Genomic DNA, 21683 nt, shown 5'->3' with positions numbered 1-21683 from the left:
TTACGGATGAAATTCAAAAAAATGGTTCGCTAACCTATGACTTACATCTATTTTCAGCGAACCAAAAAAATTCCCACAAAGTCTTGACTGACTCCCTATTATTTTTATAGTTGAAACTTTTTGAATATTAAATGTATAATAGCTGTTGTATTCATAAATTGGAAGGAGAAGAAATAATGGGGACTCTTGTAAAACTAAGCAATTTTGTCAGCAATACTTTTGCAATTTGGGTATTACTATTCGCAGCATTAGCTTTTTTTGAGCCAAAAGCATTTACATGGGTCGCCCCATATATTGTGCCGCTGCTAGGTATCGTCATGTTTGGAATGGGATTGACCTTGTCAGCCAATGATTTTAAGGAAGTCTTCGCACGTCCGATAGATGTGCTGATTGGGGTAATCGCCCAATTTTTTATTATGCCGATTTTGGCCTTTTTGCTCGCTACCTTATTGCCTGTTTCACCTGAAGTAGCGATCGGCATCATTCTTGTTGGCTGCTGTCCTGGCGGAACGGCTTCCAATGTCATGACGTATTTGGCAAAAGGTGATACGGCGCTTTCAGTCGCTGTTACGTCCGTGTCAACCCTGCTTGCTCCCATTTTAACACCGTCCTTAATTTTGCTGCTTGCAGGGAAATGGCTGTCCGTTTCAGCCGGTGCTCTGTTTTGGTCAATCGTGAAAGTTGTACTTATTCCTATTATTCTCGGACTGATTGTACAAATGTTGTTTAAAAAACAAGTAAAAGCAACCGTTCAAATTCTTCCGCTCGTTTCCGTTATCGCTATTGTGGCTATCGTGGCTGCTGTCGTCGCTCAAAACCAGCAGGCTATCGCAAAAAGCGGGCTTCTTATTTTCCTTATCGTCGTTGCTCATAATGGGCTTGGATTGCTGATCGGCTACTGGTTTGCGAAGCTGCTTAAAATGTCAGAGCCGAAACAAAAAGCGATTTCTATTGAGGTCGGCATGCAAAATTCCGGACTTGGAGCTGCGCTGGCGACTGCTCATTTTTCGCCTATTGCCGCTGTTCCAAGCGCAATTTTTAGCGTTTGGCATAACATCTCTGGACCGATTGTGGCGACCTATTTCCGTAAAAAAAGTGAAAAGAAGGAAAGCAATCAATCAACGATTACAACATGATCTATAAAGATTAGCAGTACAGACCAATGACCTAGGTCTGTGCTGTTATTTTTTGTAGTAAAAAGTGGTACTTGAGTTACTTTAAGGTCTAAATCTGTTGCTGTTGTTCCGTTAGGCAGCTCGCCAACAAGTCTTACTCTGATGACCGTGACAGAGCCAGAACTATAAATCTTTTGTTGTTCATCAAATGCAGTTGGGACGTTTTCTAATCCCAAAAATACCTTGATACGCTTTATTATTGTTTCGAAATATTTAATTTTGTCAGGCTGTCGATGTGTAAACGTGACGAAACTCCTCAAATGCTATTTATGTATGAGTGGAATGTAAAAATTTGTTCCATTAACAAAAATGTTTTTTATTTACAATTAACATTTGACAATTCTTAGTAAATCGTTTATAGTAAATTTAAACTTAAGATCGGAAGGGTGAACTGACCTAATGAAGTACTAATCCTATTTATGAAAGGTTACAATTGAAGGCTATGTTTAGCAGACAATCTCTGCTGTGTTTGCAATGACTTCAATTGTCGTTTTTTCAGAATAGGATTGGTCTTCTATAGGTGGATCTAAAAGAATAGTTTCTTTTTGGTGTGCCCCTAAATATTTATGCCTCCTATTCTGAATGTATATAGGAGGCATTTTTTTGTCTCCTAAGTTAGTACAAAGGAGATGTTCATATGCTCTTATTAGAAGCTCATCATATAAAGCACTATGTACAGGATCGTTTATTACTAGATGTGGATCGATTGGAAATCCATCAAAAAGATCGAATTGGATTAGTTGGTCGAAATGGAAGTGGGAAAACGACGTTACTTCATATTTTAGCTAAAAAAATTTCTTCAGAGGAAGGGAGCGTTATTCAACATACTCAATTTGAACTTTTGCCGCAGTTTAAACGAACAGATACAACAAAAAGCGGTGGTGAAGTGACGCAAGAATATATTCAAAAAGCTTTTGTGAAAGATCCAGAGCTTTTACTTGCAGACGAACCAACGACAAATCTCGATACAGACCATATTGAATGGTTAGAAAAGAAACTGAAAGAGTGGCAGGGGGCATTTATCATTGTTTCACATGATCGCGAATTTTTGGATGCTCTTTGTACGACCATATGGGAAATCAATGAAGGAAAGATTAAGGAATATACAGGCAATTACAGCGATTATGTAGAACAAAAAGAAGTAGAGAGACGTCAAGAACAGTTAGCGTATGAAAAATACGAGAAAAAGAGAAAGCAGTTAGAAGAAGCATTAAAATTAAAAGAGAAAAAAGCGGAAAGAGCAACAAAGACTCCTAAAAAGGTAAGTAAATCAGAGGCGAAAATTACTGGAGCGAAGCCGTACTTTGCCAAAAAGCAAAAGAAGCTGCAAAAAACAGCGAAAGCCATTGAAACGAGATTAGAAAAACTTGAAAAGGTAGAAAAAGTGAAAGAACTCCCGCCGCTTAAGATGAACTTGCCGAATGCAGAAGCGTTTAAAAATCGAATTATCTTTCGTGTAGAGGATGTAACAGGCAGGATTAGCGAACGTGTACTTTGGAGCAATGCAAGCTTCCATGTACGCGGTGGTGATAAATTAGCGATTATCGGTCCAAATGGAAGTGGAAAAACGACGCTTGTAAAAAAGATCATCAACGAAGAGCCTGGCATTACACTTTCCCCGGCTGTGAAAATGGGTTACTTTAGCCAAAATTTAAATATTTTAGATGTGGAAAAATCTATTATTGAGAATGTCCAGTCTTCTTCTAAACAGAATGAAACACTTATTCGGACGGTTCTTGCGAGAATGCATTTCTTCAGAGATGATGTCTATAAGCCTGTAGAGGTTTTGAGCGGCGGTGAGCGGGTAAAAGTTGCACTGGCAAAACTATTTTTAAGTGATATCAATACGTTAATTTTAGATGAACCGACGAATTTTCTTGATACGGAATCTGTTGAAGCATTAGAGTCTCTTCTAAAAGAGTATGAAGGAAGCGTGATCTTCGTCTCCCACGATCGCCGATTCATTGAAAATATCGCTACACGAATTTTGGCAATACGTAATCAAAAGATTGCACTTTTTGAAGGAACCTATCAGCAATATAAACATGCTCAACTGCAAAAAACTCGAGACACTGCAAAAGAAAAACGTCTCTTACTCGAAACAAAAATATCAGAAGTACTAAGTCGCTTAAGTATCGAACCATCTAAAGAATTAGAAATGGAATTTCAAAAACTTTTACGAGAAAAAAGGGAATTGGACAAGTTTGAATAATTGCGAAGAATTCTTTTTTGAACCAAAGTAATTTCGATGTATAGCTTTTATTTAAAGAGCAATACCAATATCGTCTTGGACAGTTGAGCAAAAAATACAGAAAAGATTTTACAGGAAGTGATGAAACTGCTTGGATCACGATCATTTAAAGCTTATAAAATGATCACGTGTATGTGTTAAGCACAAAATGCTGTCACAAACTTCAGGTATTATTGTTTTCTAAAGGGATCAGGATGGTGGGAGAATCAGCAAGTTAAAAGGAGATTAATGGACAGCTTCTTCAAGAAAATGTTGTATAAAAGCGGAATAATTGCTAGTTTTCTTTGACTTTTTCAGATAAGATCTCTATAATAATCGGTGTACTGAAAATTTAAAGGAGGATTATTAAAAAGTGTATTCTGTCAGATTGCGTTTCCCAGCTTTGAACTAAGTAATTAAATACGTTCAAAGGCTCTGCTTGTGAATGCAGAGTAATGGGAGCAGTCTGTCCTTTTTTAATAATCTTCATTTCATATAGAAAATATGTAATATGAAGACAGACGGGTCTCGTCTGTCTTTTTTATATATGTATAATTATCCTTCCTTTATTTAGCAAAAGGAAGGTTTATCCCGCTTTAACGGGCAATAAGTCCCCGCTTCAAGACTAAAGCTGAAATAATAAGTCTAAGTGGGGAATAACTGCCCGTAAAAGCCCGATTGGTTTAGCTAACCATCAGTGGGGATGAAGGCCGATTAAAAACGCAGCGTCATCATTTCTTCATCGGCACTAGCACATGTCGCCCACTGATGGAAGTTTCACTTTATTTGGTGACGGCTTCAAATAGCCCCGTAATTTAAATAAGGATGGGTCTTCTTCCCTTTACTCTGAATCACAGGCAGATCGCCTGTGTTTTTTTATTTTGAAAGGGAGAGATCACATGACCAAAAAAATCAAAAGTGCAGAACTTGTTAGTGAATTTGTAGCGGCATTCAGATGTCCACTCTGTAAAAGTTCGATGAGGGTTGTTGATTTGAAAAGCCTAATATGCTCTAAAAATCATACTTTTGATTTCACTAAACAAGGATATGTAAACTTGATGACTCGTTCCTCTACTAGTCATTACAAGAAGGAATTGTTTGAAGCAAGACGCAAAATCATTATGGAAAGCGACTTATACACATTCGTGCATGAAGCGATTGCAAGGTCGATAAAGGAGTATATGGACGTTTCTTTTAAACCTTTAATGGTTGCAGATGTAGGGTGCGGAGAGGGCTCCCATTTACAAAGGATTTTGGACGAATGTAAGGTTTCGGCAATGACTGGGGTTGGTCTTGATATTTCAAAGGAAGGCATTGCCATGGCTGCGAAGAGATACGAAAACCAAATTTGGATGGTAGGCGACTTGGCAACATCACCGCTTGCGGATCAATCGTTTCATGTAATTCTAAATATCTTATCTCCTGCCAATTACAAAGAATTCAAGAGGATATTAGTCGAAGATGGACTTGTCATTAAAGTTATTCCTCGTCCTCATTATTTGAAAGAGCTGAGAGATGAACTATTTGATCACAACGAAAAAAAGGTCTATAAAAATGATCAAACAGTGTCGCTTTTCAAAAAACATCTCCATCTACTGGATGTGCAGCATTTATGTTACACAAAGAACCTTAATAAAGCTGATCTTAAACACTTGGTGCAAATGACCCCGCTAGCATGGTCTGCGGATAAAGGGCGTATTGATGCGTTTATAAATCGGGATTCGGCTGAGATCATGGTGGATTTGGAAATTTTAGTAGGCGTAAAGAAAACATTTGCAACAAGAATGGGGGCTGCGAATCATGGAAAAAGTATTGATTGAGTTAAATAATATTGAAGTTTCATTTTCCGGCCAACTTGTATTAAATATTCCTCGACTGGCCGTACACCAATTTGATCGTATCGGGATTGTCGGAAAAAACGGGGCCGGAAAGAGTACGTTGTTGAAGCTTTTGGCAGGCCAAATTACGCCTGATAAAGGTCAAGTACATCGCTTTGTCGATTTTGCTTATTTTGATCAGCTGTCAAGACCGGTTAAACGTGAAATCGATTATAAATTGCTAGGAAGGTTGTCAATCCCGCAAACAGAAGTGAAAAATTTAAGCGGCGGAGAACAAACTCGTTTGAAATTAGCGGAAATTTTCTCCACCTATCATGAAGGTTTATTAATAGACGAGCCGACAACACACTTAGATGAGGACGGTGTGCAGTTTTTCATTGATGAGCTAAGTTATTACTATGGCGCGCTTGTTCTTGTAAGCCATGATCGTCATGTGCTGGATGAACTCGTTACAAAAATTTGGGAGGTAGAAGACGGGCGTGTAACGGAATATACGGGGAATTATTCAGACTACGCAGAACAAAAAAAGCTCACTCGGAATAGACAGCTTAAAGAGTACGAAAAATACGTGAAAGAAAAAACGCGTCTTTTAAAAGCAGCTGAGGAGAAAATGAAAAAGGCTGAAAAAATTACTCAGCCAAATAAACGTATGTCAAAAAAGGAAACAAAAGCAAAGGCAAATAAAATGTTTATGACGAAATCAAAGGATACAAGCCAAAAGGCGATTCAACGTGCAGCAAAAGCGATTGAGCAGCGTGCGGAGCAACTCGAAGCAGTAGAGGCGCCAAAAAAGGAACAAACCCTTTATTTTCCTCAGCCAGCTGCTCTCAAACTGATCAATAAGTTTCCCATTATGGCGGATCGATTGACGCTTAAGGCAGGAAATAAAATTCTGCTTAAAGAAGCCAGTTTCCAATTCCCATTAGGGAGCACGGTCGCTATCACGGGAAAAAATGGTTCAGGGAAAACAACACTCCTTCGTCATATCATCCAGCAAGGGGAAGGAATTATTCTTTCTCCGAAAGCTGTCATCGGATCATATAAACAAATGGGCTATCAATTTGAAAAGAACGAAACAGTAGTTTCATTTATGAAAGAACGAAGCGACTATCATGAAAGTAAGATTCGTGCAGTTCTGCACGCAATGAATTTTACAGGAAATGATTTAGAAAAGAACGTCCGCAATTTAAGCGGTGGCGAAGCTATCCGTCTAGTTTTGTGTCAACTATTTTTAGGAAGATACAATATACTGATTTTAGATGAACCGACCAATTTTTTGGATGTTTTTTGTATTGAAGCGTTAGAGCGTTTTTTAAAAGGATATGAAGGAACTGTTATCCTCGTATCGCATGATCGCATGTTTATTGATCGTGTCGCAGATCATATATATGTCATGGAAAACCAACAATTGAAGCTAAGAAACTGAAGCAGGGAAGACGTTCCTGCTTCTTTTTTTATAAGAATCCTTTTTAGGCGGGTGATTTTTTAATAAGAAATTGTATAGTGTGAACGCTTATTTTTCAAAAATAGAACTATGTGTTAAATGAACATTGAAACAAAATAATGAAAATAATTAAACAAGAAGGTAAAGGAAAAATGGAAGTTTAAGGAGAAGAAAAAGGATTAAAAACAGAGAATTCTTTAAAGGGCATCAAACAGAAGCATAATGGATGCTTTTCACTCTAGAGCAAACAATCAAAATAAATTTGCTATTTACTGATTGTTAAAGTTTTTAATAAAAATGTTATGTTAACTGTATGGTGAGTCGGGATACAACCAAAGATTCCAGCCCTTTGTTTCTTTGTGATACAGTTAGAAAAAAGAGGATGGGTGATTGGGAATCATTCATTTTTCCATTGGTCATGTTTGCTTTTCTTATTGCTTTTGCACGTGCAGTGTTCTTTGTAGTCAAATCATTAGTCATGAGAAAAGTTCAGCACAAATTGATAAGAAGCTGGATAGAATCATTGAACTGTTAGAGAAACAAAGCAAAGGATAACCTATTCTTTTAGACGGTTTAAGGAGGCCGTTTTACAACATAGAATTAGACAAAAACTAACCTAAAAACATTGTGTCTGAGGGGGAACGATTGCCTTCAGGGAGATTTCAAGAAGTACCTATTTATCCAACTGCACTCAAATGTATGCCGATCCTGCGGCACGAACATTGTATCTGTACCAATGGATGAATTTGGAATGAGAATTTATGAAACATGCGAACTTAGATTAATACATACTATTCCGGAATTTTTTTAAGTCAGGAAAGAAAAAAACAACTATTAACTCTTGTGCGAAGATATCAAACGATTGTTTTATAAGAGAGAAAAGCAAACAAATCAAAGCAATATCTGTGTCTTCATGATCAGTTCCTTATCTACAACACTCATCTGGCAGCCCGATGTATCATGCCTTGATAGCGATGGTTAGATTTAAAAAATCCTAAACGGTACTGCACAAACAAACTAAGGAGTTCAGTAAACGCTTTCAAAAAAATTCTTCTGTACAAAAAAGAAAATACCCACAAAATTTTGACTCAATCTTATTAAACGAGGATTGACATTTGGGGCATTTATTACGTATTTTATAGATAACAGCTATAAAATATTTAACTTTTCTGAAAATTGTGTTAATATAAGCTGATGAAGGAGATTTTCTATGGCAAATAAAACTTTAAAAGAAAGAATTATCGATACGGCTCTGCATCTTTTTGAACAATACGGCTATCATGGGGTTACTGTCGATCGGATTGTCACAGAAATCAACGCATCAAAAGGCGGCTTTTATCATAATTTTAAATCAAAAGATGAACTTCTTTATCACATTCACGACGTGTTTATCACCTATGTGCTCAACAAGGCACAGGCGGCCTATGAAAACTACAAAACCCCAACAGAGCGTTTATGTGCTATTATTCAATCATTTGTAAAAGTATTTCATTTATATAAGCCACATATAACGGTGTTTTATCAAGAAAGCAATTATTTAAAGCCGGAGTATGCACAAAAAATTAATGAAAAGCGTGATGAGTTTAAGCAGGTGATTTTTCGGGTCATTCGCGAAGGAATTGACGCAGGCGAGTTTCGCCCAGAGCTTTCAGTGGAAATTACAGGAATGACGATTATTGGCATGGTGAACTGGACGTATAAATGGTATAAGCCGGAAGGGCCGATGACAATCGAGCAAATTGCCGACTATTTTATTGATTTTATTTTGCATTCTGTCCTTACAGAAAAGGCTAAGCAAAAGGCGGAAAATATCATTTATTTCATCAAAAGCAAGCAGGCTTCGCTTCAATCATTTTAAAATTTAAAAAATGATTTTTAGTTAACGTAAATTTTTCATGAAAAACAAACCGACTAGTCGGTTTTATAATAATATGTTAGAAATGGGGGAGAGAGCATGAATTTTGAACTTACAAAAGAGCAACAGATGATTAAAGAAATGGTGAGGGAGTTTGCTGAGAAGGAAATTGCACCAAACGCAGCGAAATGGGATGAAGAAGCCTATTTTTCCATCGAAATATTCAAAAAGATGGGAGAGCTAGGGCTATTGGGAATCCCGTTCCCAGAAGAATATGGCGGAGCTGGTGGCGATACGATTTCATATGCTGTTGCTGTAGAGGAAATTGGCCGCGCCTGTGGCGGAACAGGTCTTAGCTATGCTGCTGCTGTCTCATTAGGTGCAAGCCCTATTTACTATTTTGGTACAGAAGAGCAAAAGCAAAAGTGGCTTGTTCCGATGGCCAAAGGAGAGGCGTTGGGAGCGTTTGGGTTAACTGAACCGAATGCCGGTTCAGATGCTGGCGGAACCCGAACGAGAGCGGTGCTTGACGGAGATGAATATGTGATTAATGGAGAAAAATGCTGGATTACGAATGCAGGGCATGCAAGACAAGTGATTGTCACCGCAGTGACCGGAAAGGATGACAAGGATAAAAACATCATCTCTGCTTTCATTGTTCCAACAAACGCTCCGGGATTTACGATTCAATGCAATTACGACAAAATGGGTGTCCGTGCCTCGAATACGTGCGAGCTTGTGCTTGAAAATGTACGCGTGCCGAAAGAGAACATATTAGGGGATCCGGCAAAGGGATTTAAGCAATTTTTATATACTCTAGATGGCGGTCGCATTTCGATTGCTGCTCTTGCCGTTGGCATCGCTCAAGCCGCGTTTGAGAAAGCGCTTCAATATGCGAAGGAACGGAAACAATTTGGTCAATCCATTTCTAAATTCCAAGCGATTCAATTTAAGCTTGCCGATATGGCGATGGAAATCGAATTAGCCCGCAGCATGGTGTATAAAGCGGCCTGGCTAAAAGATCAAGGGAAACCGTTTACAAAAGAAGCCTCTTTCGCTAAACTGTTCGCTTCTGAAGCTGGCTTCCGCATATGTAATCAGGCAATTCAAATTCATGGAGGATACGGGTATATGAAAGAATATGGGGTCGAGCGCCATTTGCGCGATATTAAGCTCATGGAAATTGGTGAAGGCACATCAGAAATTCAGCGGCTCGTTATTGCCCGTCAGCTTGGATGTTAAAGGACAGAAAAATGGAGAGGATGAAAATTTATTCAAACAAGGAGGCGCATGTTATGACGGAGATGTTAGAGGTTACGGTTGGCAAACTATTAGAAGAAAAAGCGAATGCTTTTCCAGAGCATGAGGCTGTTGTGTATGCAGATCGCGGACTTAGAATGACATACAGGCAGTTTGATGAATATTGTCGTCTTGTTGCTCGAAGCTTAATGAAACTGGGCATTCAGTCAGGAGAGCATATTGCAATTTGGGCAACCAACACTCCTGAATGGCTGGCATGCCAGTTTGCTACAGGTAAAATGGGGGCTGTACTTGTGACGGTCAACACGAACTACCGTACAGCTGAATTAGAATACTTATTGAAGCAATCAGATTCCACGACCCTTCTTTTAATCGAACAATATCGCGATACCTCTTACATTGACACGATCTATGAGATTGCCCCGGAGCTGTACGAATGTCAGCCAGGACAGCTGAAGGCGAAGCGTCTTCCACGTCTAAAAAATGTCATCGTTCTTGGTGATAAGCGTTACCCTGGCACATATACATGGAATGATCTTTTGGCGATGGCTCAAGATACCGCTGAAGATGAACTCGATCAACGAATGAACTCCCTTGACCCGCATGATGTCATCAATATGCAATACACTTCAGGAACGACAGGATTTCCAAAAGGAGTTATGCTCAGCCACTACAACATTATCAACAACGCCTACAATATTGCTCAATGCATGAAACTCACGAAAGATGATCGATTATGTATTCCTGTGCCATTTTTTCACTGCTTTGGCTGCGTGCTTGGCGTCTTAGCATGCGTCTCTGTCGGCGCTACGATCGTACCAATACAAGAATTCAATGCTACCCAAGTGCTTCAAACGGTTCAAGACGAAAAATGCACCGCTTTACATGGTGTGCCGACCATGTTTATTGCTGAGTTGAACGATCCTGATTTCGAAAAATACGATCTGTCTTCATTGCGGACAGGAATTATGGCGGGATCAAATTGTCCAATTGAAGTAATGAAGGCGGTCATCGAAAAAATGGGAGCCAAAGAAATTACGATTGCTTATGGACAAACTGAATCTTCGCCTGTCATTACTCAGACGAGAACGGATGATCCTATTCATTTGCGCGTCGAGACAGTCGGGCGTGCTCTTCCAAACGTTGAAGTCAAAATAGTTGAACCAGGCACAAACAAGGAAGTACCGTGCGGTGTGCAAGGAGAGCTATGTACGCGAGGGTATCATGTCATGAAAGGATATTATAACAATCCGGAAGCGACGAAAGAAGCGATTGATGAGGAAGGATGGCTCCGTACAGGCGACTTAGCAATAATGGATGAAAATGGATATTACCGCATTACTGGAAGACTAAAGGATATGATCATCCGCGGCGGAGAAAACATTTATCCACGGGAAATTGAAGAATTTTTATATCAGCATCCGAAAATTCAAGATGTTCAAGTGGTCGGTGTACCTGATGAAAAATACGGAGAAGAAGTAACGGCGTGGATTATTTTAAAACCAGGGCAAACTGCGACGGCTGAAGAAGTTCAAGAATTTTGCCGCGGAAAAATATCGCGTCATAAAATCCCCCGTTATATTGAATTTACCGATTCGTATCCGATGACAGCATCCGGAAAAATTCAAAAATTTAAATTGCGCGAGCAGGCTAAACAAATTCTTAGTACAAAGACAACCCATGAATAGGAGGAGTTGCATGTTTAAAAAAGTGTTAGTGGCCAATCGGGGAGAAATTGCAGCTCGAGTCATTCGAACGTGCCGGCGGTTAGGAATTCAGACAGTAGCCATATATTCAGAAGCAGATGCTGATTCGCTCCATGTAAAATGGGCAAACGAAGCTTATTTAATTGGAAAGCCGCATGTCAGTGAAAGTTATTTGAATATTGACAAAATCATTGACGTTGCAAAAGCGACGAAAGCGGAAGCGATTCATCCAGGATATGGTCTCTTGTCGGAAAACCCGACATTTGCGCACCGTTGTGAAGAGGAAGGAATTGTATTTATCGGACCGAATGCTGATGTTATTGCGAAAATGGGAAGTAAGATTGAGTCGCGGAAAACAATGTCAGAAGCAGGCGTGCCGATCGTCCCCGGCATCTCCTTTCCGCTTCAAAATGTCGAGGAAGCAGCAAGCACAGCAGCGACGATCGGTTATCCTATTATGTTAAAGGCGTCTTGCGGCGGTGGCGGTATCGGAATGCAAATCGTCCATAATGAAGAGGAATTGCACAAAGTGTTTGAAGGCAACCAAAAGCGGGCGACTTCCTTCTTCGGCGATGGGGCGATGTATTTGGAAAAGTATATTCAGAATCCGCGCCATATTGAAGTTCAGCTTCTTGCTGACCACTACGGGAATTATGTGTATTTATGGGAACGTGAATGTTCGATTCAGCGGCGTCACCAAAAGGTGATTGAAGAAGCTCCTTCTCTGTATTTAGATGAGCAAACAAGAAAAAGAATGGGGGAGACAGCCATTCAAGCTGCCCAATATATCGGTTATACAAATGCAGGAACGATTGAATTTCTTGTTGATGAACAGAAAAACTTCTACTTTCTTGAAATGAATACGCGTCTTCAGGTAGAGCATCCAGTAACTGAGGAGATCACCGGTCTGGATCTTGTCGAAGAGCAGCTGCGCATCGCTGCTGGGGAAAAGCTCGGCTATAGCCAAGATCACGTCCAGCGTCAAGGGCATGCCATCGAGGTGCGGATTTACGCAGAGGATCCAAAAACATTTTTTCCATCCCCCGGAACCATTACTGCGCTTCAATTACCGGAGGGAGAGCGTATTCGCAATGAAACAGCTGTTCAAAGCGGAATGGTCGTAACGCCGTTTTATGATCCAATGATTGCTAAATTAATTGTAAAAGGCGAAAACCGAAAGGAAGCGATTAATCGCATGCTGCAAGCGCTTGGCAGCTATCAAATTGAAGGAATTAAAACAAACATTCCAATGCTAAAAGAAGTGTTGGCACACCCAGAATTTCAAGCGGGACATACAACAACCGATTTTGTAAATCGGCATTTAAGCAGCGTTTCTATCAAAAAATAAGATGTTGATCAAGTCTTCCACTTTTCTTGATTAGAGAGTGGAAGACCTTCAATCTGCAAGTTCAGGAAATGGAGGAGTAAAAAGATGAATCAGATTGTTGCAATAATGGCAGGGAATGTATGGAAAATTGTTGTTTCTGTCGGAGAAAACATTGAGAAAGGGCAAGATGTCGTGATTTTAGAATCAATGAAAATGGAAATTCCTATTGCTGCAGAAGCAAGCGGAATCGTTAAAGAAATTCATGTGAGGGAAGGCGATTTTGTCAATGAAGGCGATATTTTGCTTGAATTTGAATAAGAGGTGAGGCGCGTGGGCAACTGGCCTAAACACGTTACGATTAAAGAGGTAGGGCCTCGTGATGGGCTGCAAAATGAAAAGACAGCCATTGCGACTGAAGATAAAATTGCTTGGATCAATCAGCTTTCCAAAACAGGGTTGACGTACATTGAAATAACATCATTTGTTCATCCAAAATGGATTCCGCAGCTAGCCGATGCGCTAGATGTTGCAGCAGGAATTGAACGAGCTCCTGGTGTTACTTATGCAGCGCTTGTTCCGAATCAAAAAGGGCTTGAAAATGCTTTGACGACTCAAGTTGATGAAATCTCTGTATTTATGTCTGCAAGCGAGACGCATAATCAAAAAAATATTAATAAATCAATCTCAGATACCTATCCTGTCTTAACAGCTGTTGTTCAGGAGGCAAAGCGTGCTAAGAAAACTGTTCGCGGCTATCTTTCAACGGTTTTCGGTTGCCCTTATGAGGGGGAAGTTTCCATTGAGCAGGTAGCTGCTATATCAGAGCGGTTGTTTGAAATGGGAGTGGATGAGCTTTCTTTAGGTGATACGATCGGTGTTGCTACCCCTCGCCAAGTGGAAGCTGTGCTCAACTCGCTTCTAAAGAGATTCCCGAAAGAAAAGCTATCCATGCATTTTCACGATACAAGGGGAACAGCCTTAGCCAATGTGCTGCTTTCATTAGAAATGGGGATTACGACTTTTGACAGCTCGCTTGGTGGACTGGGCGGCTGTCCGTATGCACCGGGAGCTTCCGGAAACGTAGCGACTGATGATTTATTATATATGCTTCATGGCATGGATATTGCTACAGGCATTGATGCTGGGCGGTTAACGGAGGCAGCGCTATTTATTCAAAATAAAATCGGTCGAGCGCTCAATAGCCATTATTTGCAAACCGTTGATCCTTGTTTGTCCTAATAAAGGAGAGTGATTAAATGGAATCTTCTATTCTCTATGAGGCGGCGAATGGAGTGGCAGTGCTGACTTTGCATCGCCCGCAAGCAGTCAACGCTTTGTCTACAGCGCTGTTAATGGAGCTGAAGCAAAAGCTTGGGCAATTAAGGTTTGATCGCTCGATCCGTTGTGTGATCGTAACAGGAAGTGGAAAAAAAGCATTTTGTGCTGGTGCTGACTTAAAAGAACGTGCCAGTATGACTGAAACAGAAGTGAGAAAAACCGTTGCGCTGATTCGCGAGACGATCAATGAATTTGAACAGCTTCCAGCACCAACTATTTGCGCGATTAATGGCGTTGCATTTGGCGGAGGCCTCGAATTGGCGTTAGCTTGCGATATCCGTATTGCCTCTGATCATGCTCAGCTTGGATTAACCGAAACGGCGCTTGGGATTATTCCAGGTGCTGGCGGAACTCAGCGTCTCCCGCGTTTAATCGGAAAAGGCAAAGCAAAGGAGCTCATTTTTACGGCTAAACGGCTAACGGCAGCGGAAGCAGCCAGCATCGGAATAGTAGAATATGTTGTGCCGTATGAGCAGTTAATGGAAAAGGCCAACGAACTTGCCGGACAAATAATTCAAAATGCGCCGATTGCTGTTGCCCAAGCTAAAATAGCCATTAATCGAGGTCTGGAAGTCGATTTATATACAGGTTTGAAGCTGGAGCAGATGGCTTATGAGATGACAATTCCAACGAAGGATCGTTTAGAAGGGCTGCAAGCCTTTAAAGAAAAGCGGAAGCCTGTTTATAAAGGAGAGTAAAGGAGGAAGTGCAAGTGATCAACGAGCAAGCAAAAACATTGACCGAGAAATTGGCGGAACAAGTCGAAAAAATTGAACAAGGCGGCGCATTAAAGTACCATCAAAAAAATGCGGAGAAAGGCAAGCTATTCGTACGAGATCGTCTAAAGCTGTTATTTGATGAGGGAATGCAATTTGAGGATGCTTTATTTGCCAATTGTCTTGCTGACGGTCTGCCAGCTGATGGCGTGGTAACAGGGATCGGAAAAATCAACGGGCAAACCGTATGTGTAATGGCCAATGATTCAACGGTAAAGGCGGGATCGTGGGGATCACGGACCGTAGAAAAAATCATTCGTATCCAAGAAACCGCAGAAAAGCTTCGGTGCCCGATGCTTTATTTAGTAGACTCGGCTGGAGCGCGGATTACGGATCAAGTCGAAATGTTTCCTGGTCGCCGCGGGGCAGGGCGCATTTTTTACAATCAAGTAAAGCTTTCTGGAAAAGTGCCGCAAATATGCTTATTATTTGGACCATCGGCGGCCGGCGGTGCTTATATTCCAGCTTTTTGCGATATCGTCATTATGGTCGAAGGAAACGCTTCGATGTATTTAGGATCGCCGCGAATGGCGGAGATGGTGATTGGCGAAAAAGTGACGCTTGAAGAGATGGGTGGAGCGCGAATGCATTGCAGTGTCTCTGGATGTGGAGATGTACTTGTGAAAACAGAAGAAGAAGCCATTCAGTTTGCCCGCAAGTACTTATCTTATTTTCCAGCCAATTTCGCTGAAAAACCGCCAATTGTCGAAGCAAAGCCAGCGAAGAGCTTTGAAAAAACGATTGAGGACATTTTACCCCTGAATCAAAATGCGCCGTTTAATATGTATGACTTGATCGAGCGTTTTATTGATGAAGGCTCTTTTTGCGAAATCAAAAAGCTGTTTGCACCTGAATTGATTACAGGACTTGCTCGCTTGAATGGACAGCCAATCGGTATACTCGCTAACCAGCCGCGCATCAAAGGCGGTGTCCTATTCCATGATTCGGCTGATAAAGCAGCCAAATTTATTACTTTATGTGATGCCTTCCATATTCCGCTTTTATTTTTAGCCGATATTCCAGGATTTATGATCGGCACAAAAGTGGAAAGGGCAGGAATTATCCGCCATGGAGCGAAAATGATTTCAGCGATGTCAGAAGCAACGGTTCCGAAAATTTCTATTATCGTGCGAAAAGCGTATGGGGCAGGTCTTTATGCGATGGCTGGCCCGGCCTTTGAACCGGATTGCTGCTTAGCGTTTCCTAATGCGCAAATTGCCGTGATGGGACCAGAAGCAGCGGTTAATGCAGTCTATGCCAATAAAATTGCTGAGCTTCCTAAAGAAGAACAGGCAGCCTTTATTGAACAAAAACGGGAGGAGTATCGCCGCGATATTGATATTTATCGTTTAGCCTCAGAGATGGTGATAGATGGAATTATCGCTCCAAACCAGCTTCGCGAAGAATTGATTCGTCGCTTTGATGCCTATATGTCGAAATATATCGTCTTTTCGGAAAGAAAGCATGGAGTATATCCGGTGTAATAAAAAAGGTTCTTTGTCAAATATTGGGGTTCAGGCTGCCGCGCTTCGCTTGGTGGCCTTTTCTTCTGGAAAGGGGGTACCTCCCTTTCTAAAAGAAAAGGTAGTGCTAGCCTATATGTCCCTCAATTCTTTTAAACTTGTGGAATAATAGTATTTTTGAACGAAAACGGGTAAAATTCTTATATCCATAGGCATTTCGCTTTCATACCTCCGTTAAATTGTTGATCACTTGCTTTGTCTTGTCGCATTTGATGAGGGAAGATACGCCTTTCTTCTATACGGACAACCATGTCGCAGGCATGTTGTGATTTTTGATTCAATCCAGCTTAAATAGCTTTGGATCCATTGCTTCTCGAAGAGGGCGTAACCGGGCCGCGCTGCTGAATTTAGAAAACGAACTAACGCCAGTGACGATATCCAATGGGTCGAGGGAGCTGCAGAATAATTTTTCCCCTGTGCCAAGCTCTCAACCTGAAAGCCAGTCTTTTCCGGAAACGTCTGAGCTTAATTCTAATGCATCATAAGCCGAGTCCAATGCAACCACTGCCGGCGACAAATGAATGAGACGAGCGCTGTAATTTGTCCCCAGAATTCTTTGTTCAACTGTCCGTCATTGATCTTTTTGCATTAAAAATTAATAGATTTTATCAAAAAGCATCATAAGGGAAAATTTTATAAATTTCACGACCAAGTATTATGCCGTTTTGCAGAGGCACAATGTTACAAGCGAGAGACGTTTCCAGTAAAAATAGAACTATGTGCTAAATGAACAATATAAAAATAAATTTAATTTACTGTTTTTAAGGAAGTGAACACAAAATCTGAAAAAGGGGAATGCTATAAACCCCCTTTTTCCTCATAATTTGGTATAATTGATGTTAGCTTAAAGAGTAAGTCTGTCAATTAACTCTGAATAAGATTCGCGTTCATTTCACTGTCACGAATTTTTCCTTCGTGTAAATATAAAATTCGATTCCCCAATTTTTTTGCTTCCTCAAGATGATGGGTGACTAATATAATGGGAATGCGCCAAAGCTTATGGATACGTAATAGCTCTTCATGACCTTTTACACGTGTTTGATTATCTAATGCAGAAAAAGGTTCATCTAAAAGCAAGGCATCCGGCTCGGTTGCAATGGCTCGTGCAATGGCGACCCGTTGTTTTTCGCCGCCTGAAATTTCAGACGGATATTTATCTCTAAGGTGTTCAATTCGCAGCTCTTTCATTAAATTTTTGACAAAGCTTTCATTTTGCATGCCATAAGCAATGTTTTTCCAAACAGTCATATGGGGAAAAAGCGCATAATCTTGAAATACATAGCCGATGTTTCTTTTTTGAATAGGAACAAATACTTTCTTATTTTCAAATAAAATGGTGTCGTTTAATCGGATGATGCCAGCAGCAGGTTTGCTTATCCCAGCAATACAATTTAAGATTGTCGTTTTTCCGGAGCCGGAGGGGCCAAAAAGGACAACAATCTCATTGGCCACTGAAAATTTTACATCTAATTCAAAATGGGATAGTCTTTTTTGGATTTCAACGATAAGCATAAGAAAAAACTCCTTTAAGTAAGCGACAAATAAGCTCTAAAAATTTTTGAACTTACTATTTTTGTACATGTCTCATCATATTCCGTTTGCTCCACCAATTTAGCCATAAAATAGCGCTAAAGCCGAGGGCAACGATAATGATCACCCAAAATTTTGCTGCTTCCAAATTACCTGACTCCACCGCAAAATAAATAGCTAAAGGAATGGTGTCGGTGACATTCGGAATATAGCCGGCGAGCATAAGAGTGGCACCAAATTCTCCTAACGCTCGTGCAAAGGATAAAACTAAGCCAGCTAACAGTCCTGGCCATGCCAGTGGAAAAGATATCGTCCAAAACACTCTCCATTTAGATGCCCCCATTGTATATGCAGCATTTTCAATATTTGGGTCATACTGCCGAAACGCTGCAGATGCACTTTGATACATTAAAGGAAAAGACACGACGACTGCTGCGATCACAACAGCATACCAAGTGAAAACAATTTGGAAATCAAACCAATCGAGCAGTAATCGACCAATAAATCCGTTTTTACCAAATATATATAATAAACCAAAGCCTACAACTGTAGGCGGAAGCACGAGTGGCAGCAAAATAATCGCTTCTATAACACTTTTCCCTCGAAAGGAATTACGACTGATCAATCGTGCCAACACAACCCCAGTAACAAATACGATAAACGTGGCGATTGTTGCCGTTTTTAAAGAGAGTATAAGCGGCGAGTAATTCATACTTGTCGTTCACCTTTTCATAAAGTTTCATCATTTTTCGTTGTAAATGGTTATAATTATTTTGAACTTTGGAGTAAAGGAAATGGTAAAACAAGAAGTTGAGTCATTTCCATTGAAAAAGAGCGAAACAAAACATGATATAATCAAGATTAGATATAAACTACATAGCCATCTTCTTGTTAAGAAAATAATTAATTTTATTTATATTTAAATATAAATCATTGATACAGAAGTTATCAATACATTATATCAAATTACATTTAATTACTTATAACGAATTTTTTTATGAAGGAGCAAGTAGGTATGGAAAAAAATCTTTCTTATACAACCGAGGAAGTGGCAAACATATTAAAGGTTTCAAAATTAACCGTATATGATTTAGTGAAAAAAGGGTTATTACCTGCTTATCGTGTCGGACGACAAATGCGAATTGATCCTTCCGATCTAGAAGAGTACATAAAAAAGTCAAAAGAAGAACTGCAGCCAAGCTCCGTACAGTCATCAAAAAAAGAAACATCGATTGAAACTCAAGGGTATTTGCAGCCTAGACAATTAATTATAAGCGGCCAGGATATGAGCTTAGATATTTTGGCGAACTACTTAGAAAAATCCTCGAAAAGGTTTCGACCACTTCGTTCTTATGTTGGAAGCTTAGAAAGCCTAATTTCAATGTATCAAGGATATTCAGACATTGTCAGTACACATTTAATCGAAGGAATTTCAGGTGAATATAATGTTCCGTATATCAATAAGATACTAGTGAATTTTCAGTATATCGTGATTCATTTACTAACAAGGAAGGCAGGCTTTTACGTCAAAAAGGGAAACCCGTTGAATATTAAGCATTGGGAAGATTTAAGAAGAAAAAATATAAAAATTGTAAACCGGGAAAAAGGTGCGGGTGCTCGTGTTTTACTAGATGAATGTTTGAGAAAGTATCGCATACCTGTTTCTGAAATTAACGGCTATGACAATGAGGTAACCAATCACGTAAGTGTCGCAAGTGCTGTCGCTAAAGGGGATGCAGATGTCGGGGTAGGAATTGAAAGAGGGGCTAACCTAGTTAAAGATGTCGATTTCATTCCGTTAGTTAATGAAAAGTACGATTTGGTTATTTTAAAGAACGATGAGAATAGAGAGTTAATTAGTCAAGTCCTGCAAATTTTAAGATCGGTTCACTTTCAAAACGATTTAAAAGCACTAGGAGGCTATGATTTGTCACAAACCGGGCAAGTCGTTTATGAAAGCTGAAATGGATCCAGCTAAAAGCCAGGGGTTTCTCTTAAAAACCTCTGGCTTTGTTTTATCACTTTTTGGCACTGGAATATTTGGTTTTCATGATTCGTGAGCACTGGAAATGAAAAAAAGAGAAACATAAGTATATCTTTTTCTATTATATTTAATTATAATTAAATATAATTAATTATAATTAAAAGAAAATAGGATGTTGTAAAGATGAACATACATTTTAAAGCGATAGGAAAAATTCTAACCCCTTTTAACACTTTGGAAGGAATGCCGATTCAATCGGCGGCGGCGAAAAATGTAGAAGGAACAATAGAGCTTAATCCATTGTATGTAGAAGGAATGAAAGATCTGGACGGCTTTTCTCATCTTATTCTTATTTATTATTTTCATAAGGTTCATGAATATTCATTGCAGGTAGTTCCTTTCTTAGATGATCAACCCCATGGTATTTTTGCAACAAGATTCCCGAAAAGACCGAACCCAATCGGCTTTTCAGTCGTTCGATTGAAAAGTATTGAGGGGAACCATATCCATGTCCTAGATGTCGATGTATTGAACGAAACACCTCTACTCGATATAAAGCCTTACGTTCCGATGTTTGATGCAATAGAAACATCTAAGATTGGATGGTTTGAAAAAAGAATCGAAAACGTAGATAAAGTAAAAGCTGATAAAAGCATTTATTGAAAAGGCGGTATTGGCAAGGCCGATTAAAAAGCACCTCATGGTTTTTTGTCATTGCACTGAACAAAATGTGTTTTTTCTATCCGTGAACGGAGACACTTTACTATTCTATATAATTATATTTTATATAAATTAATTATATACTATACAAAATAGTTATAAGAAATTATAATAAGTTTTATATTAGATTATAAAAATAGAAGGGGGAGAGAAAGCATGAAGCATTCTATTCGCATGATCATGATCATGTTTTTGTGTGCTTCAGTCTTTTTTATTTTTGGTTGTACAAACGAGGGAGAAAAACAGGAATCAAAGAAGACAGAGGATAAACAGACAGTAAAATTAACCATCTCAGCAGCCGCAAGCTTACAAGATGCCTTAACGGAAATTCAGAAAAAGTATGAAAAAGAACATGAAAATATAAAAATTACATTTAACTTTGGAAGTTCTGGTGCATTGCAACAGCAAATCGAACAAGGAGCGCCGGTAGACATATTTTTCTCGGCTGCTGAAAATAAGTTTCGTCCACTCGTAGACAAAGGATTGATTAACAAAGAAGAGAGTAAAAACTTGCTAGGAAATGAAATCGTTTTAATCGTTCCGAAAGATAAAGCAGACACAGTAAAAGGATTTCAGTCTTTGGCAGACAGCGGTATTAAGCAATTTGCATTAGGAAATCCTGAAACTACTCCTGCAGGTCAATACGGGCAGCAAACTCTAACTAAGCTAAATCTTTGGCCAAAAGTAAAAGATAAAGTCGTATACACAAAGGATGTGCGCCAAGTATTATCATATGTAGAAGCAAATACAGTGGACGCAGGAATTGTATTCAAAACTGATGCCCAAATATCTGATAAGGTAAAAATTGTCGACATCGCAGACGCAAATATGCATGATCCTATTATTTATCCAGTTGGCATCATTAAGGACACAAAGCATAAAAAAGAGGCTCACGATTTCTATCAGTACCTACAGACAGAAGATTCGTTTCAAATTTTTGAAAAATTCGGATTTAAGATTTTGAAATAAGCGGGCTT

Annotated in this window: 19 protein-coding genes; 16 read left to right on the top strand and 3 right to left on the bottom strand. The window is 39.6% G+C overall.

The window, feature by feature from the left end; genetic code table 11:
* Nucleotides 1-176: 176 nt before the first annotated feature.
* Nucleotides 177-1136, top strand: coding sequence for a bile acid:sodium symporter family protein (locus tag FB379_RS16575; RefSeq protein ID WP_144598436.1), 960 nt, complete (start codon nucleotides 177-179; stop codon nucleotides 1134-1136).
* Nucleotides 1137-1621: 485 nt separating this feature from the next.
* On the opposite strand, the gene FB379_RS18495 is transcribed toward FB379_RS16575, so the two are convergent.
* A complete protein-coding gene (locus tag FB379_RS18495; protein ID WP_158640213.1) occupies nucleotides 1622-1774 on the bottom strand; it encodes a hypothetical protein in 153 nt (50 codons plus the stop codon).
* Between the two features lie 38 nt (nucleotides 1775-1812).
* Between FB379_RS18495 and FB379_RS16570 the strand changes: the two genes are divergently transcribed.
* From FB379_RS16570 to FB379_RS16515, 12 genes are all read left to right on the top strand, one after another.
* The gene (locus tag FB379_RS16570) at nucleotides 1813-3387 is read left to right on the top strand and encodes a Vga family ABC-F type ribosomal protection protein (protein WP_144598435.1); all 1575 of its coding nucleotides are present in this window, start codon (nucleotides 1813-1815) and stop codon (nucleotides 3385-3387) included.
* A 917-nt stretch (nucleotides 3388-4304) separates the two neighbouring features.
* A complete protein-coding gene (locus tag FB379_RS16565; protein ID WP_144598434.1) occupies nucleotides 4305-5225 on the top strand; it encodes a putative RNA methyltransferase in 921 nt (306 codons plus the stop codon).
* Nucleotides 5206-6669, top strand: coding sequence for an Msr family ABC-F type ribosomal protection protein (locus tag FB379_RS16560; protein WP_144598433.1), 1464 nt, complete (start codon nucleotides 5206-5208; stop codon nucleotides 6667-6669). The genes FB379_RS16565 and FB379_RS16560 overlap by 20 nt, the downstream gene beginning before the upstream one ends.
* A 408-nt stretch (nucleotides 6670-7077) precedes the next feature.
* Nucleotides 7078-7242 (top strand): DUF4083 family protein, encoded by a 165-nt coding sequence (locus FB379_RS19320; RefSeq protein WP_082829585.1) that lies wholly within the window; start codon nucleotides 7078-7080, stop codon nucleotides 7240-7242.
* A gap of 655 nt (nucleotides 7243-7897) precedes the next feature.
* On the top strand, nucleotides 7898-8545 hold the full coding sequence (locus tag FB379_RS16550) for a TetR/AcrR family transcriptional regulator (RefSeq protein ID WP_063389479.1): 648 nt from the start codon (nucleotides 7898-7900) through the stop codon (nucleotides 8543-8545).
* Between the two features lie 96 nt (nucleotides 8546-8641).
* Nucleotides 8642-9784, top strand: coding sequence for an acyl-CoA dehydrogenase (locus tag FB379_RS16545; RefSeq protein WP_063389478.1), 1143 nt, complete (start codon nucleotides 8642-8644; stop codon nucleotides 9782-9784).
* Nucleotides 9785-9804: 20 nt separating this feature from the next.
* On the top strand, nucleotides 9805-11490 hold the full coding sequence (locus FB379_RS16540) for an AMP-binding protein (RefSeq protein WP_144598432.1): 1686 nt from the start codon (nucleotides 9805-9807) through the stop codon (nucleotides 11488-11490).
* 10 nt (nucleotides 11491-11500) lie between these two features.
* On the top strand, nucleotides 11501-12856 hold the full coding sequence (locus FB379_RS16535) for an acetyl-CoA carboxylase biotin carboxylase subunit (protein ID WP_063389477.1): 1356 nt from the start codon (nucleotides 11501-11503) through the stop codon (nucleotides 12854-12856).
* An 84-nt stretch (nucleotides 12857-12940) separates the two neighbouring features.
* Nucleotides 12941-13153, top strand: coding sequence for an acetyl-CoA carboxylase biotin carboxyl carrier protein subunit (locus tag FB379_RS16530; protein WP_063389476.1), 213 nt, complete (start codon nucleotides 12941-12943; stop codon nucleotides 13151-13153).
* A gap of 12 nt (nucleotides 13154-13165) precedes the next feature.
* Nucleotides 13166-14074 (top strand): hydroxymethylglutaryl-CoA lyase, encoded by a 909-nt coding sequence (locus FB379_RS16525; protein ID WP_063389475.1) that lies wholly within the window; start codon nucleotides 13166-13168, stop codon nucleotides 14072-14074.
* A 17-nt stretch (nucleotides 14075-14091) separates the two neighbouring features.
* On the top strand, nucleotides 14092-14871 hold the full coding sequence (locus tag FB379_RS16520) for an enoyl-CoA hydratase (protein ID WP_063389474.1): 780 nt from the start codon (nucleotides 14092-14094) through the stop codon (nucleotides 14869-14871).
* Between the two features lie 14 nt (nucleotides 14872-14885).
* The gene (locus FB379_RS16515) at nucleotides 14886-16433 is read left to right on the top strand and encodes an acyl-CoA carboxylase subunit beta (protein ID WP_063389473.1); all 1548 of its coding nucleotides are present in this window, start codon (nucleotides 14886-14888) and stop codon (nucleotides 16431-16433) included.
* 903 nt (nucleotides 16434-17336) lie between these two features.
* Here the strand turns inward: FB379_RS16515 and FB379_RS16510 are convergent.
* Both FB379_RS16510 and modB read right to left on the bottom strand, forming a co-directional pair.
* Nucleotides 17337-17984 (bottom strand): ATP-binding cassette domain-containing protein, encoded by a 648-nt coding sequence (locus tag FB379_RS16510; RefSeq protein ID WP_094245826.1) that lies wholly within the window; start codon nucleotides 17982-17984, stop codon nucleotides 17337-17339.
* Between the two features lie 55 nt (nucleotides 17985-18039).
* A complete protein-coding gene (gene modB, locus FB379_RS16505; protein ID WP_066250710.1) occupies nucleotides 18040-18714 on the bottom strand; it encodes a molybdate ABC transporter permease subunit in 675 nt (224 codons plus the stop codon).
* A 303-nt stretch (nucleotides 18715-19017) separates the two neighbouring features.
* Between modB and FB379_RS16500 the strand changes: the two genes are divergently transcribed.
* The 3 genes from FB379_RS16500 (at nucleotide 19018) to modA (ending at nucleotide 21675) form a co-directional block, all read left to right on the top strand.
* Nucleotides 19018-19965, top strand: coding sequence for a helix-turn-helix transcriptional regulator (locus FB379_RS16500; RefSeq protein WP_063389470.1), 948 nt, complete (start codon nucleotides 19018-19020; stop codon nucleotides 19963-19965).
* Nucleotides 19966-20169: 204 nt separating this feature from the next.
* A complete protein-coding gene (gene tsaA / locus FB379_RS16495; protein ID WP_130157274.1) occupies nucleotides 20170-20649 on the top strand; it encodes a tRNA (N6-threonylcarbamoyladenosine(37)-N6)-methyltransferase TrmO in 480 nt (159 codons plus the stop codon).
* Between the two features lie 213 nt (nucleotides 20650-20862).
* Nucleotides 20863-21675, top strand: coding sequence for a molybdate ABC transporter substrate-binding protein (gene modA / locus FB379_RS16490; protein ID WP_144598431.1), 813 nt, complete (start codon nucleotides 20863-20865; stop codon nucleotides 21673-21675).
* Nucleotides 21676-21683 lie beyond the last annotated feature (8 nt).

Origin of the sequence: Aeribacillus composti (genome assembly GCF_007827555.1) — a bacterium.
GTDB classification, from domain to species: domain Bacteria; phylum Bacillota; class Bacilli; order Bacillales; family Aeribacillaceae; genus Aeribacillus; species Aeribacillus composti.
The sequence above is the reverse complement of the archived record's forward strand: the minus strand, read 5'-3'. Positions and strand labels throughout refer to the sequence as shown.

Excerpts from the sequence above, each read along its gene's own strand:
- FB379_RS16545 (WP_063389478.1), top strand. The coding sequence starts at position 8,642 with ATGAATTTTGAACTTACAAAAGAGCAACAGATGATTAAAGAAATGGTG.
- FB379_RS16570 (WP_144598435.1), top strand. The coding sequence starts at position 1,813 with ATGCTCTTATTAGAAGCTCATCATATAAAGCACTATGTACAGGATCGT.
- FB379_RS16575 (WP_144598436.1), top strand. The coding sequence starts at position 177 with ATGGGGACTCTTGTAAAACTAAGCAATTTTGTCAGCAATACTTTTGCA.
- FB379_RS16535 (WP_063389477.1), top strand. The coding sequence starts at position 11,501 with ATGTTTAAAAAAGTGTTAGTGGCCAATCGGGGAGAAATTGCAGCTCGA.
- FB379_RS16500 (WP_063389470.1), top strand. The coding sequence starts at position 19,018 with ATGGAAAAAAATCTTTCTTATACAACCGAGGAAGTGGCAAACATATTA.
- modB (WP_066250710.1), bottom strand. The coding sequence starts at position 18,714 with ATGAATTACTCGCCGCTTATACTCTCTTTAAAAACGGCAACAATCGCC.
- tsaA (WP_130157274.1), top strand. The coding sequence starts at position 20,170 with ATGAACATACATTTTAAAGCGATAGGAAAAATTCTAACCCCTTTTAAC.
- modA (WP_144598431.1), top strand. The coding sequence starts at position 20,863 with ATGAAGCATTCTATTCGCATGATCATGATCATGTTTTTGTGTGCTTCA.
- FB379_RS16510 (WP_094245826.1), bottom strand. The coding sequence starts at position 17,984 with ATGCTTATCGTTGAAATCCAAAAAAGACTATCCCATTTTGAATTAGAT.
- FB379_RS16565 (WP_144598434.1), top strand. The coding sequence starts at position 4,305 with ATGACCAAAAAAATCAAAAGTGCAGAACTTGTTAGTGAATTTGTAGCG.
- FB379_RS16540 (WP_144598432.1), top strand. The coding sequence starts at position 9,805 with ATGAAAATTTATTCAAACAAGGAGGCGCATGTTATGACGGAGATGTTA.
- FB379_RS16520 (WP_063389474.1), top strand. The coding sequence starts at position 14,092 with ATGGAATCTTCTATTCTCTATGAGGCGGCGAATGGAGTGGCAGTGCTG.
- FB379_RS18495 (WP_158640213.1), bottom strand. The coding sequence starts at position 1,774 with ATGCCTCCTATATACATTCAGAATAGGAGGCATAAATATTTAGGGGCA.
- FB379_RS16550 (WP_063389479.1), top strand. The coding sequence starts at position 7,898 with ATGGCAAATAAAACTTTAAAAGAAAGAATTATCGATACGGCTCTGCAT.
- FB379_RS16560 (WP_144598433.1), top strand. The coding sequence starts at position 5,206 with ATGGAAAAAGTATTGATTGAGTTAAATAATATTGAAGTTTCATTTTCC.
- FB379_RS16530 (WP_063389476.1), top strand. The coding sequence starts at position 12,941 with ATGAATCAGATTGTTGCAATAATGGCAGGGAATGTATGGAAAATTGTT.